This is a genomic window from uncultured Pseudoflavonifractor sp., from assembly GCF_944387805.1.
Taxonomy (GTDB): Bacteria; Bacillota; Clostridia; order Oscillospirales; family Oscillospiraceae; genus Pseudoflavonifractor.
The window spans coordinates 1-13,699 of the sequence record NZ_CALXGI010000069.1 but is presented as its reverse complement, the minus strand read 5'-3'; the positions used below and the strand labels follow the sequence as shown (position 1 = coordinate 13,699).

Genomic DNA, 13,699 nt, shown 5'->3' with positions numbered 1-13,699 from the left:
ACATAGCTGTCCGCAACCTTCTCGCCCGTCTCCTTGTCCAGATAGTTCACGGTCACCGTGTAGTAGTTGTAGCTGGGCGTGGGGGGAGTATAGGGCACACTCCACTTGGCATACACTGTGGTGTTAACCGTCAGAGCCTGAGAGAAGTCATAAGCCGTCTGGCAGCTGGCATCGGTATACCAGCCGTCAAAGACGTAGCCGCTGCGGGTGGGGACCTCCTGAGGCTGAGTACCGGCGGTGTTATAAAGCACCTGCTGGGTTTCCGGCATATTTTCCACCGTGTCCGTAGTGTTGGCATCAAAGCTCAGCGCCACTGCGGGAGCGTACACATAGGTACCCTCACAGTCGAAGCTGTTGGGATGGCTGGTGGTATTGCTCATGTAAGTACCGCAATCCAAGCAGCCATAGCGGATAATGCCGTAGTTCTCGCCGGTCGCCTCCTGGATTACTTCGCCGTTGGCCCAGTCATAGCGGTGATGGGAAAGTTTGGCGTCGGTCAGGCTGTCAATCTTGGCGTTTTCAATGCTGATAATGCTGATAATATCGCTCTGATCGGTCACCTTGTCATCCTTAAACAGGTCAGCATCGTTGTTGCTGGCAGAGGTCTCCGCGTTGCCGCGGGCGTAGGGGGTGGTCATGAAGGGATTGAGGAACAGGGTGTGGCCGTTGTCCTCTCCGTTCAGGGCCAGGGCCGCATCGGTGAGGGTAGGCTCCGTATTGCTCTTCAGGTTGTCCGCCGCGTTGGTGTTCAGGTCGTAGGCCACCACAGTGGTACCCTCGGTAGTGGTCACGGCGCCCTTCCGGCCCACGCCGCCCAGCCAGGGAGAGCCCTCCAGGGCCTTGGAAGTACCGCCGGACACCGTCAGGCTGTGTCCATTGAGCCACAGGTCCCCGGCAGAGTAGCTGAGCAGCTTCTCACCGTTACAGCGGATATCCACCGAACAGTTGGTAAAAGAGGAATTTGTGGATTGGATATAAACACCCGCATAGCCGTTGTGCAGAATCTCCACGGTAGAATCGGACATTTTAAATCCAATACAGGACAGGGCGTGGCCGCCCCGGTTGCCATCCATGGTAATGGTGGAGTCGTTGACGACCCAGTAGCCGGAGTTGCAGGCATTGCCCTTATTATTGTTCACCGTAATAGTAGAATTATCCACATGGATGTTCACATTGTTGATGGCAAAGCCGCCAGCGTTGTTGTCACTGAAGTCAATGGTGGAGTCCTCCACAAAGATGGCGTCATAGCCGGTCCGGTTGTCACCGGAATAGAAAGCGTTGATGTTGCCGCTGTCTGTGCTCATACCGGTGGCGGTCATGGTAGAGCCGTTCAGCAGCTTGAGCACACTTCCGCCGTACATGGCATAGCTCCAGCCGTTGTGGTTGTTCACCGTGCTGATGTCGCTGTCATTAAACGTGACGCTGCCGCTGCTGCCATAGAGGCCCAGGAACTGGCCGTTGTAACCGGTGGCGGTCAGGGTGCAGCCGTTGAGGACAATGTCCCCGGAGAAGAAGTAGATACAGGCGTCATAGCCGGCAGTGGTGCTCTTGCTTCCCGTCCCGTCCGTCAGGAAGGTGCAGTTGTCAAACTGGACGTTCCCGCCGATCCACAGCTTGGTAACCACCTCGCCGTTATTGTAGCTGATACCGTCCTGGTTTCCGCTGATTTTGACTGTCTCTCCGGTCAGATTGAAGGTACAGTTGGTAAAGACGATGGGCTCCGTGGCGTCAGCGGGGCTGGCCAGCATAACCACCTTGCCCTGGTCAATGTTGTAGGTCAGGTCTGAGGCGCTTTCACGGATGATATTTACACCCTCATTCAGTTGTGCCTCTGTCCCCACCGGCGCGGACTCCGTCGGGTCGCCGGGCACATCGCCGGTTTCGTCGCCTTCTGCCGCCAGTGCGGCGGTGCCCAGCATGCCCACGACCATGCACAGGGTGAGGAGGAGCGCCAAAAATTTTTTCCCTTTTCTCGCCAACATCGTTCATTCTCCTTCCAAATGAATGCTGCGGCAGCCGGACTGGCATGGCGGTCGGACGAGCCCGCTTTAGCCCCTGGCTTTGCGTCCCGGCCTTTCGACCGGTTTGCTCTTTTCATCAGAAGAATTTGTCCGGTATCACCGGACAAAAAACAGGCATGCCTGTTTTTCATTTTTTACCATACCATATAACGGTTACATTTCGGTCACATTTTGAAAATTTCTTTTCCCGACCAGCTTTAAAAAAGGTTCCGCCCCCGGCCATGGCCGGGGGCGGAACTTCACGCTGGGTTATGCCTGTGGAAGGCGGCTGTCTCAGCCCTGCTCCCGCTCCTTGCGGAACAGGACCACAGTCACGGCGCCGAATACCACCGCCAGGCACAGGAACACGCCGCTCACAGCGCGCAGCGCGGTGCTGCCGCTGGTGGTGCCGGTCTGGGGCAGGTTGCCGGTGGGCGTCTCGCCATCGCCGATGTCCACCTCGCCGCCTTCGCCGGGCTGATTGCCCTCCTCAGGCTGCTCGGGCAGGTCGCCGGTGGGGGTGTCGTCGTCGGGGATGTCGGTCTCGCCGGGCTGCTCAGGCAGATCGCCGGTGGGCGTGTCGTCGTCGGGAATCTCGGTAGCCTCGGCCACGTAGTACACGTTGACCACCTTGTTGCTGTTCAGCGTGCCGGTCAGCGCGTCGCCGCTGGTGCTGTCGTAGGTATAACCATCAACGGCAATGGCGTCGTACGCCGTCACATCGTACCGGCTGCCCTGGATACGGCTGGGGCTCACATAGCTGTCCGCAACCTTCTCGCCCGTCTCCTTGTCCAGATAGTTCACGGTTACCGTGTAGTAGTTGTAGCTGGGGATAATCCCGCCGCCACCGCCGCCGACGGTGTAGGACACGGTGGGCTTGGCAAAGCGCTCGGGGAAGCCCTGAACGCCGTTGGAGTCCACGGGGTAGAGCACGGCGCTGTTGTTGGTGTACAGGCCGCCATAACGCTTGCTGCCGTCGGCATCATACTGGCCGTAGGTACCGGGGGCGGTCTTGGGCTCGGCCAGCTTCACGGAGTAGGTCAGCTCCACGGGGGCGTCCTTGGTGACGGGCACGTTGATGTCCCACACGAAGCACTCGTCGGAGCTGCCGTCCTCGCCGTTTTTATAGTAGGTGACCACAAAGTCATACTCGCCCGTGCCGTCGCCGCCGAAGCCGTAGGAAGTGGCGGTGATAGCTTTCTTGGACAGCTCCTGCCCGTTTACGGTCAGGGTCAGCTTGCTGATGTCGTTGACAAAGTCGAAGTTGTAGTCGTTGCCGAAGCCGATGACGTCCACAACCCTGGACCCGGCGTCCACCAGCTGGATGAGGTCCTCCCGGATGCCGGAAAACACGCCGCTGGCCGCATCGCCTGCAAGGGCCTCATCGGCGCTGTCTGTCTGGTAGCGGTAGGTCTTGATGTAGCCGCCGGTCTCCAGCGCATCCAGCATCTCCTGGACCATGGTCTGGGCCTTGGGAGAATCGCCGGTGTAGAAGCTGTTGTTCACCACAATGATTCTGGCCTGGCCGGCGGCCTCCGCCAGCAGGTCATAGGTCAGGCACAGGGACTTCTCAAAGCCGGAGAAGGTATGGGAGCCCACCTGATAGGCGTCGGCAATGGTGTTCTCAGGGACAGTTTCCGCCTCGCCGTAGGTGCTCCAGTAGCTGTCCCAGGAGGAGTCGCGGAAGAACCCGTCCACGGTCTGATTGTCCGGGTCGTTTCTGTGGGCATAGGCGTCGGCAAAGGTCTCATACTTGGTGCCCATGGACATGGAGCCCTGATTCCAAGTGCCAAGGCGCTTGCTCAGGGGGACATTATGGTAGGTGGTGCCGTCAATGGTCAGGTCGCCCCGGTAGATGTAGCCGTACAGGTCGCTGAACATGATGAGGTACTTATCCTCGCCGGTGCCGGTGGACAGGATTTCGGAGGCCATGTCCACGGCCCACTCGGTGTTGGTGCCGCCCACCTTCTTCATGCTGCCTTCACCGCTGTAATCCAGCTGGGTGGAGACGGCGTTCTTCAGGGCGGTCAGGGCGCCGGCGTCCCTGATGGAGACCAGGCCGCTGTACGCTCCGTTGCTGGTGGCGCTGAGCCAGTCGCGGGAGACGGCGTCAAAGGCCACCACGCCCACCTTGATGTCCATGGTGTCCTTTTCAGCCAGCTCGTCCAGCAGGCTGTTTACCGCATCTTCAAAAATGGTGGAACCGGCGTGGGTGTCGTCAATGACCAGCACCACGTCCATGGTCCGCTCATAGCCCGCCGCAGGCAGGGCCAGGGTCACCCGGGACTCATAGTTGGCGTCCAGGTTCATGGCCGTCTTGGACTTGGAAATCTCCCAGTCGGGCGCCTCGGGGTCGCCGGGATCCACAGGGACCAGGCCGTGGGCCGCCTTCAGGGCAAGCGCGCCCTTGACGGCCTCGCCGCCGTAGCCGGTGAACTCATAGGCGTACAGGGGCGCGCTGTGGGCGGACCAGCGGTGGTCCGCGCCGTCCTGATACCAGCCGTCAATGGCGTCGGTACAGTCGGGGTCGCCGTCCAGAGCCCAGCCGCTTCCCACCGCGCCGAAGGTGATGGATCCGGTGCTGTAAATGTCGTCGCCTGCGGTGGCGGCGTGGTTGTTGTAGACGATGACATCGTTGCCGATGGTCGCAGTGCCGGTATTGTTGATGCCGCCGCCGTTGGTCGCCGTGGAGTTATTCATCACGGTACCGGCATTCATATTCAGGGTGCCCCGGTTATAGACGCCGCCCTTCTGGTTGCGCAGAAGCGTTACATCCGCGCCAGCTTCAATGGTGACGTCGCCCTTCCAGGTGCTTCCGCTCACATATACCCACAGGCCCGAGTCGGCATTGTCACAGGCCTCGAACTTTGCGCCGGAGGCAATTGTGCCGGGGCCGCCGACCGCAATGCCGTAGCCGCTGTTGCTGTTGGTCTTCAGCTCGGAGGTACCGTCCACCGTCAGGCCGCCCACAAAAACGCCCCAGTCGCTGCCTGCGTTATTGCTGATATCAACCTTGGAATGGTTCTCAACCGTCAGGCTGCCGTAGTAGCAGCCCAGGCCCTGCTTGCCGCCGTTCACACCGCAGTTGGAAATGGTAAGGCTGGAGCTGCCGGATACCGTCAGGTCACAGGGGTTGATGGTCATGCCGCCCCAGGCGCAGTCCTGAATCAGGGCGGTGGAGCCGCCGCTGATGACGATCTGGAAGTGGGGCAGGCTGTCGTCCCGCTCGGAACCGTCCGCAAAGATACCGCTGTCCCCGGACTGGTCATTGTATCCGGAGATCATAAAGGTGGACTGGTCCTGAATATACAGATTGCTGCCCTGGTACAGATAGATGGCGCTTTCGCCGCCGGTATCGGCATGATCGTTGACAATCGTCACGTCGGAACCGATAAAGGTCAGATCGCTGTCGTCAATCAGGTTCGTGGTCCCGCCGCTTCCGGCGGGATTGTCACTGGCCATCATGTTAACAACGCAGGATTCAAAGGTCAGCGCACAGTTTTGGGCAAAAATTCCCTTCCCGTCAAAGAAAATAACAGGCTTTTCTTCCAGCTCTTCCGCCGCCTGAATGGTGAGGTTCCGCTGCACGGAAATGCCCGCCGTTATTTTGCAGCTCTGAAGCACCTCAATGGTGACATCAGTCTCCGTGCTCTCCTTTGCCGCCGCAATGGCCGCATCCAGCGTGTCATACTCCGTCTCCCCAATCCGGGCCACTGCGCCAGTCTGGGCGGCAACCGTCACTGTCACATCAAGGCTTCCGCTGTAAGTATAGCCCTCGCCCAGCGCGGCGGTAAAGGTATAGTCCCCGGCAGTCCAGCCGTCATAGCCGTCGCAGGACCAGGTGACAGGGACCTCAACCGTCTCAGGCTCCTCAGTCTCAGCGGGGACCTGGGTCTCAACAGGAGCCTGGGTCTCAGCGGGGGCCTGGGTCTCAGCAGGAGCCTGGGTCTCAGCAGGGGCCTGGGTCTCAGCAGGGGCCTGGGTCTCAGCAGGAGCCTGGGTCTCAGCGGGAGCCTGGGTCTCAGCGGGAGCCTCAGTCTCAGCGGGAGCCTGGGTCTCAGTGGGAGTCTCAGGCTCAGTGGGAGCCTGGGCCACTGTCCCGGGCAGCGTGCCGGGCAGTTTCGCCAGGACCTCCTCCAGCTCCGTGCCGTAGTCCACGGGCAGGTCGCCCGGCAGGGTTACGGCGCTCAGCTCCACGCCCGGCTGGGTTTCCGGCTCGTCTCCTGCCGCGGCAACCCCCGCGGTAACCATGCTGATGGTCATACTGGCCGCCAGCAGCAATGCAAATGCCTTTCTTAATCTTGCTCTTGCCATGTTCCGTTCTCCTTTCGTTCTTCTCTGGAAATCGGAATAGATGGCGGCTGGGCTGCCCTGGCTTTCGCTTTAGGCCCCTGGCTTTGCGTCCCGCTGTTTCCAGCGGTTTGCCGTTTTCATATATTCCTCGCTCTGCTGTGTTCTCTCCCGGATTCCTCCTCTCTGCGCAATAATGCTGTCTGCCTATTTTTCTGGGCTGGCAGGAATTTCCTGTTCTTTTTCGGTCTCCGCTCTGTCCATCAGCCGGATCAGCTCCAATGCGCTTCGAAACGGCTCCCGCTTCCCGGTGTCCACAATGGTGACCGTTCCCTGCCAGGTGGCGTTCTCTGTTCCCTCAATATGAATCAGGAAACCGGAATATCCCGCGTTGTGCTGTCTCATGCGCCACCCCTTTCTCTCAATAGCCCTTCCCACGACCTTTCAGAGCGCAGCCATTTTGTCTGCACGGGTCCTTGTGTCCGGCAAAGCCGGACACAAAACAGGCGCGCCTGTTTTTTCACTTTTTACCATACCACATAACGGTTACATTTCGGTCACATTTCATTTTTTTCTTTTCCAAAAAAAGGGCAGGCTGTCCGCCCCTGTTCCGGCAGACAGCCTGATGTTCTCCTTTTATCCCATTTGAGCGCTTATCTCCGCTCCGCGCCGGCAATCCAGCCGCTGGCCGCCACCACGTCCCCCAGGTAGAGCACCGCCAGCTGGCCCGGCGTAGGGGCCCGGGCGGGGGCGCGCATCTCCAGCGCCACGCCCTCCCCGCAGGCACGGGCCAGGGCGGGCAGCTCGGTCCTGGAGTGGCGCAGGCGCACCGTCACCTCCAGGGGCTCGGGCAGGCCGTCCACGGAGAGCCAGTTCATATCCGTGCACAGCACCCGGCGGGCCATCAGGTCGCCGCCGTCGGACAGCACCACCCGGTTGTCCGCCGGGTCAATCTCGGTGACATAGTACTTGTGGGGGCCGGACACCCCCAGTCCCCGGCCCTGGCCCAGGGTGTACCGGTGGATGCCCCCGTGGCGGCCCAGCACCTTCCCGTCCCGGTCCACAAAGTCCCCGGCGGGGGCCGCCGCACCCCGGCGCTCCAGCCAGGCGGCGTAGTCCCCGTCGGGGATAAAGCAGATCTCCATGGAGTCCGGCTTGTCCGCCACCGGCAGTTCCGCTGCACCCGCCATGGCCCGCACCTGGGTCTTTTCGTAATCACCAAGGGGGAAGATTACCTTCTGTAATATACTCTGGGGCAACCGGGCCAGCATATAGGACTGGTCGTTGGCGGGCAGCCCCTTGCGCAGCAGCACCCGGCCGCCGGGGCCGAGGGCGGTGCGGGCGTAGTGGCCGGTGGCCACCCTGTCCGCGCCAATCTCCTCCGCCAGGGCCAGCAGGGCGGGGAATTTCACCGTGGGGTTGCACCGGGCGCAGGGCAGAGGGGTACGGCCCGCCAGATAGTCGGCGGCAAAGGGGCCGCACACCTGCTGCTCCAGTTGCTGCCGGATGTCCGCGGTGTGGAAGGGAATACCCAGCCGGCGGGCCACGGCGGCGGCGTCCGCCTGCCCTGCGCCCCCCAGGCCGATGTCCAGATACAGGCCGTGGACCTCATAGTCCCGGCTCAGCAGCTGCGCCGCCACGGCGGAGTCCACCCCGCCCGACAGGCCCAGCACTACCTTTGGCTTTGTTGTCACATGCTTGCTCCTTTAAATAAAGTGAATCAGAACCGGATACCGGGGTTTGCCTCCACCTGTCCGTCGGTCCTGAGCAGGGAGGCCACCGTCCGGGCGGTGTCCTCGGGGATGGTGTACCACACGGCCCCCGTGGTGTCCGACGGGGCGTAGCCGTTCCAGGCGTAGGCCAGGCCATCCTCGTACAGGGCCAGCTCACAGTCCTCCCACAGGCGGAACACCACCAGAGGCTCACCTTCCGCCTCCTCCTGGGTGACGGTCCAGCCGGACAGCTCCAGGTTGTCCACCAGGTCGCTGCCGTCGTCCAGCACATAGTACACGCCGCCGGTCTTGCCCAGGGCGCCGTCAGCCAGATGCTCCGCCAGACCGTCGGGGGTGATACTGTCGTCCAGGGGGCGGCTGAACCAGCTCAGCAGGACCCACGCGCCTATGACCGCCAGCAGCGCCAGGGCCGCCAGGGCGATTTTGTTCAGCCGCACGCCACGGCGGGCTTCCTGTTCCATGCTGTCCTCATTTCTCACGGACGTTCGCCTCCTTTTCCCACAGTTTACCGGGGAAATGTGGATAATCTATGAAGAAATCATAACGATTTTTTTAGGGGGACTTGGGGTTGTTCCTCAATTCCGCTCCAGGGCTATCATCAGCGCGGCGATATCAGCCGGACTGACGCCGGAGATGCGGCTGGCCTGGCCCAGGTTCAGCGGACGGATGTCCGACAGCTTCTGACGGGCCTCCAGCCGCAGGCCCTGGAGGGACTGGTAGTCCAAATCCGGGGGCAGGGGACGGCTCTCCAGGCGGCGCATCTCCTCCACCTGCCGCTGCTGCCGCTCGATGTAGCCCCGGTACTTCAGGTCAATCTCCACCGCCTGGGTGACGGCGGCGGGCAGCCGGGGCCGGGCCGGGTCCAGGGGAGAGAGGTCGCCGTAGGTCATCCGGGGGCGGCGGAGCAGGTCGGCCAGCCGGGCCCCGTTGGGGGCGGGAGGCTCCCCTTTCTCCGCCAGCAGGGCATCCAGGGCGGGGGAGGGAGACACGCCGGTGCGCTCCAGCCGGGCACACTCCCGGTCCACGGCGGCATACTTGTCCAGCATGGCCTGATACCGCTCCTCGCTCACCAGCCCCACCTCATGGCCCAGGCCGGTGAGGCGGCGGTCGGCGTTGTCCTGGCGGCAGAGCAGCCGGTACTCGGTACGGGAGGTCATCATCCGGTAGGGCTCCTCGGTGCCCTTGGTCACCAGGTCGTCGATGAGCACGCCGATATACCCCTGGTCCCGGCCAATGACCATGGGCGGGCGGCCCAGCAGCTTGAGGGCCGCGTTGATACCCGCCGCCAGGCCCTGGGCGGCGGCCTCCTCATAGCCGGAGGAGCCGTTGAACTGGCCCGCGCCGTACAGGCCGGGGATGTGCTTGCACTCCAGGGTGGGGAGGAGCTGCGTGGGGTCCGCGCAGTCGTACTCGATGGCGTAGGCCGCCCGGGTCATCTCGGCCTGCTCCAGGCCGGGGATGGTGTGGAGCATCTCCACCTGGACCTCCTCGGGCAGGGAGGAGGACAAGCCCTGGATGTACAGCTCCTCGGTGTCCAGGCCCATGGGCTCGATGAAGAGCTGGTGCCGCTCCTTGTCGGGGAAGCGGACGATTTTGGTCTCAATGGAGGGGCAGTACCGGGGACCCACCCCCTCGATGGTGCCGTCGTAGAGGGGAGAGCGGTCCAGGTTGGCCCGGATGACCGCATGGGTGGCGGCGTTGGTGTAGGTCAGGTAGCACACGGCCTTGTTGGCCGGGGGCGCAGCCGTCTCAAAGGAGAAGGGCTGGGCCTCCGGGTCGCCGGGCTGGAGTTCCATTCTGGAGAAGTCCACGCTCCGCCGGTGGACCCGGGGGGGCGTGCCCGTCTTGAAGCGGCGGATGGAAAGGCCCAGGGACTTGAGGCAGCCGGTCAGGGGCAGGGCGGCGGCAAGGCCGTCGGGGCCGGAGTCCCGCACCACATCGCCCACGATGGTGCGCCCCCCCAGGAAGGTGCCGGTGCACACCACCGCCGCCTTCACGGCGTACACCGCACCGGTGGCGGTGACCACCGCGGACACAGCGCCGTTTTCCGTGCGGATTTCCACCACCTCGGCCTGCTTGACCCACAGGTTCTCCTGCATCTCCAGGGTGTGCTTCATCACCTTCTGGTATGCCCGCCGGTCGGCCTGGGCCCGCAGGGACCACACCGCAGGGCCTTTCCCCCGGTTGAGAATGCGGTACTGGATGCAGGCGGCGTCGGCGGCACGGCCCATCTCGCCCCCCAGGGCGTCGATTTCCCGCACCAGGTGGCCCTTGCCCGTGCCGCCGATGGCCGGGTTGCATGGCATGTTGCCCACCGCGTCCAGGTTTACGGTAAAGCACACCGTCCGCAGGCCCAGCCGGGCGGCGGCCAGCGCCGCCTCGATGCCCGCGTGGCCCGCGCCGATGACCGCGATATCAAAGGTTCCACCGAAATATTCCATGGTTATGCTCTCTTTTCTCTGTATGATGAGGATAAGATGCTTCCGCAGGGCCCCTCCGCCCCTGTGTCCCCGGCGGCTTTTGGGTACTTTTCGCCGGTGAAAAGTACCCCGCCGGAGGCCGTTTCTCTCACGTTCCCGACTTCAGCACGATAACCGGCAGATGGGGCCGGTTGAACAGCCGGAAGGAGATGCCCCCGTTGCCCAGGCCCCGGGACACCATCAGGGTGCCGCCCCCGTCCAGGGGGTAAAGCCCGGCGGTGTGGGTGGGGAAGAGGCGGCGGCGGGTGTTGTCGATGAGCCCGTCGGTAAAGGGCAGGCGGATGAGGCCCCCGTGGACATGGCCGCACAGGGTCAGGTCAAAGCCGCACCGGTCGTACACCTGGTAGTACTCGTTCCGGTGGGCCAGCAGGACCACATAGGGGTCCCCCAGGGCGTCGTGAATCTCGCCGGACAGCTCCTCCGGGGTCTTTTGGTCGTAGGGGCCGTTGGGGTCGTCAATGCCCGCCAGGACAATGGAATCCCCGCCCCGCTCCAGGGTCAGGTACTCGTTGGACAGCACCGTCACGCCGTACTCCTCCAGCAGGCTCTTCACTGTGCCCGCCTCCCGGATGGCCCACTCGTGGTTGCCTGTGACATAAAAGGTGGGCGCAATGGCGGCCAGCCCTCTGGCCAGAGGCTCCAGAATGCGCATCTGGTCCGGGTCGTCGATTACGTCGCCGGTGATGGCGATAAGGTCTGGGTCCAGTTCTGCCGTCTTTTCCAGCAGGATTTCATTGTCCTCCCCGAACTCCTTGCCGTGGAGGTCGGAAATCTGTACAATGCGGTAGCCGTCAAAGCCCGCCGGAAGGCGGTCCGAGGTGACGGTGACGGTCTCGGTCTGAATCCGGTTTTGCTGGTCGTAAAAGAACAGTCCGCCGGCCAAAACCACCAGCGCCAGCGCCAGCAGGAGCCGCAGCCCCCTGCGCCGGGGCGGGGATTTCCTCTTTGCCATGAAGCGCCTCCAATGGTAGATCGACATGGGTTCTGCGCGCCCCAAAGGGGGCGGGAAATTCCGGCTCTCAAAATAAAAGCATATTACAGCCGGGCAGCGGCTATTATACCACGCCCCGCCGGCCCCGCGCAAGAAAAGCCGCTCCGGCGGGACAAGGAGACGTTTTTCTTAAAGTTTCGCCTGTTTTTTTCAGCTTTGCCCCCATCTCATTCCCTTCCGAAGAAAAAAACTCCCCTTTCCGGCCTGTTTACAGGCAAAAAAGGATTGACGTGGAGGCAAAAAGCGTGTATGATACCGTTTGTAACCAGTTTGTAATTATTTCTCTCCGTTCTGTAATTTCCGGCGTTTCCGCTGTTTTACAGGCGGATTCTTCTTTTGATTTCTTTGTTTTCTAAGGAGGTCCTTCTCCGATGGACGAAATCTTACACTCCAATGGCCGGCAGGCGATGCCGGACGCCATCCCCGCCGGAGAGACGGCGGGCGGCGTTCAGGAGGGCGCCCGTGAACAGGGCCGCCGTCCCCTGCTGGACGCCCTGATTACCGCGGGCCGCAAGGTGAGCTCTGTGCTCCACCGGGCGGACGCCGCCGTGGCGGGCCGCAAGGCGGTGGGCCCTCTGGCCTTCCTGCTGGCCGCCGGCGTAATCGGCACCGCCCTGGTGGTGGGCACTGTGTACACCCCCAGCTATGCGGTGTCGGTGGACGGCGTCACCCTGGGCGTGGTCACCGAGCCGGAGGTGTTTGAGGCCGCCATGGACCGGGTAGAGGCCCGGGCCTCCGATATTCTGGGGTATGATTACACCCTGGACAACGCCGTCACCTATGAGTTCGCCCTCACTGAGAAGGACAAGCTGTCCAATGTGGGCGATTTTGAGACCTACCTGTTCGACCAGATCGGCGAGGTCATGAAGAGCTACGTGCTCAAGGTCAACGGCGAGTTTATCGGCGCCGCCGAGGACGAGGCCTCCCTCACCGCCATGCTGGACGCCATCAAGGCCCCCTATGTCAACGAGAACACCACCTCCGCCGACTTTGTGGAGTCCGTGTCCATCAGCCGGCAGTACACCCCCTCCGACGTGGAGCAGGACCTGTCCGCCATGGAGGCCCGCCTGACTGAAAACACCAACGGCCAGACCACCTATGAAGTCCAGAAGGGCGACACCTTCATGCAGATCGCCTACGACAACGACATGTCCCTGTCCGACCTGGAGGCCCTGAACCCCGGCGTGGACATCAACAACATCTATATCGGCCAGATCCTCAACGTGCGGGAGGTTATCCCCTTCCTGTCCGTCCAGACCACTGAGACCATCACCTACCAGGAGGCCATTGCCAGCCCGGTAGAGGAGGTGGAGGACAGCTCCATGTACCAGGGCGAGACCAAGGTGCTGGACCCCGGCAGCGAGGGCCTGGCGGAGGTCACCGCCGACGTGACCTATGTCAACGGCAATGAGCGGGAGCGCACCGTCACCAACACCGTCACCCTTACCGAGCCCACCACCAAGGTCATCGCGGTGGGCACCAAGGAGCGGCCCAGCTGGCTGCCCAACGGCTACTTCATCTGGCCCGTCTACGGCAACATCACCTCCTCCTTCGGCTACCGGTATATCTTCGGCAGTTACAGCTACCACTCCGGCATCGATATCGCCGCCCCCTACGGCACCGGCATCCAGGCCGCCGACGGCGGCACCGTCATCTGGGCGGGCACCGGCACCGGCAGCAACTGGAGCTACGGCAACTACGTCATTATTGACCACGGCAACGGCTATCAAACCTATTATGCCCACTGCTCCAGCCTGCTGGTCAGCGTGGGAGACAAGGTCTACCAGGGCCAGACCATTGCCCGGGTGGGCTCCACCGGCCGTTCCACCGGCAACCACTGCCACTTCCAGGTGAAGATCAACGGCACCACCGTCAATCCCCTGTCCTATCTGCCCTGAGCAAAATAAGTCAGCCGTCCCCGCGCCTGTGGCGCGGGGGCGGCTTTTTTGTGTAAAGAGGCGGCTACCGTACTGATAACTGCCTTTTCTTCTTTTTTGCCTCGGGCAGCGGCTGAGAAAAAACGCAGAGACTTGGTGCGGCATTGAGAAAGGTCATTGAATTGCAGCCGCTCACAAGTCTGGGCAGGTAACTCTGCTCGGGCGACGCAGGAACGATACGCGGGGCACCGATGCTCATGTACGGTAAAGTAGCACTATAATATTACAGACAACCGCCCTACTATTTCGTATAACGCAGGGATAGAAA

General features: G+C 62.3%; 8 protein-coding genes and 2 riboswitches. Of the genes, 1 reads left to right on the top strand and 7 read right to left on the bottom strand.

Annotated features, from left to right (window positions below):
* From Q0K06_RS12355 to Q0K06_RS12325, 7 genes are all read right to left on the bottom strand, one after another.
* Positions 1 to 1,982: InlB B-repeat-containing protein (locus tag Q0K06_RS12355; RefSeq protein ID WP_294552989.1), on the bottom strand; the 1,982-nt coding region annotated here is incomplete at its 3' end.
* A gap of 26 nt (positions 1,983 to 2,008) precedes the next feature.
* A riboswitch (cyclic di-GMP riboswitch) is annotated at positions 2,009 to 2,100 on the bottom strand.
* Positions 2,101 to 2,294: 194 nt separating this feature from the next.
* Positions 2,295 to 6,314 carry a MucBP domain-containing protein gene (locus tag Q0K06_RS12350; protein ID WP_294552987.1) on the bottom strand — a complete coding sequence of 1,340 codons (4,020 nt, stop codon included), beginning with the start codon at positions 6,312 to 6,314 and terminating at the stop codon, positions 2,295 to 2,297.
* Between the two features lie 39 nt (positions 6,315 to 6,353).
* Positions 6,354 to 6,436, bottom strand: a riboswitch (cyclic di-GMP riboswitch).
* A 61-nt stretch (positions 6,437 to 6,497) separates the two neighbouring features.
* Positions 6,498 to 6,695: a hypothetical protein gene (locus Q0K06_RS12345; protein WP_294552986.1), complete on the bottom strand. Its 198-nt coding sequence runs from the start codon at positions 6,693 to 6,695 to the stop codon at positions 6,498 to 6,500.
* A gap of 248 nt (positions 6,696 to 6,943) precedes the next feature.
* On the bottom strand, positions 6,944 to 7,984 hold the full coding sequence (gene mnmA / locus Q0K06_RS12340) for a tRNA 2-thiouridine(34) synthase MnmA (protein ID WP_294552985.1): 1,041 nt from the start codon (positions 7,982 to 7,984) through the stop codon (positions 6,944 to 6,946).
* Positions 7,985 to 8,010: 26 nt separating this feature from the next.
* A complete protein-coding gene (locus Q0K06_RS12335; RefSeq protein WP_294552983.1) occupies positions 8,011 to 8,502 on the bottom strand; it encodes a hypothetical protein in 492 nt (163 codons plus the stop codon).
* Positions 8,503 to 8,598: 96 nt separating this feature from the next.
* Positions 8,599 to 10,464: a tRNA uridine-5-carboxymethylaminomethyl(34) synthesis enzyme MnmG gene (gene mnmG / locus Q0K06_RS12330; protein WP_294552980.1), complete on the bottom strand. Its 1,866-nt coding sequence runs from the start codon at positions 10,462 to 10,464 to the stop codon at positions 8,599 to 8,601.
* 127 nt (positions 10,465 to 10,591) lie between these two features.
* On the bottom strand, positions 10,592 to 11,455 hold the full coding sequence (locus tag Q0K06_RS12325; protein ID WP_294552977.1) for a metallophosphoesterase: 864 nt from the start codon (positions 11,453 to 11,455) through the stop codon (positions 10,592 to 10,594).
* 410 nt (positions 11,456 to 11,865) lie between these two features.
* Here Q0K06_RS12325 and Q0K06_RS12320 point away from each other — a divergent pair, with 410 nt between their 5' ends.
* On the top strand, positions 11,866 to 13,392 hold the full coding sequence (locus tag Q0K06_RS12320; protein ID WP_294552975.1) for a M23 family metallopeptidase: 1,527 nt from the start codon (positions 11,866 to 11,868) through the stop codon (positions 13,390 to 13,392).
* The last annotated feature ends 307 nt before the right edge of the window (positions 13,393 to 13,699 follow it).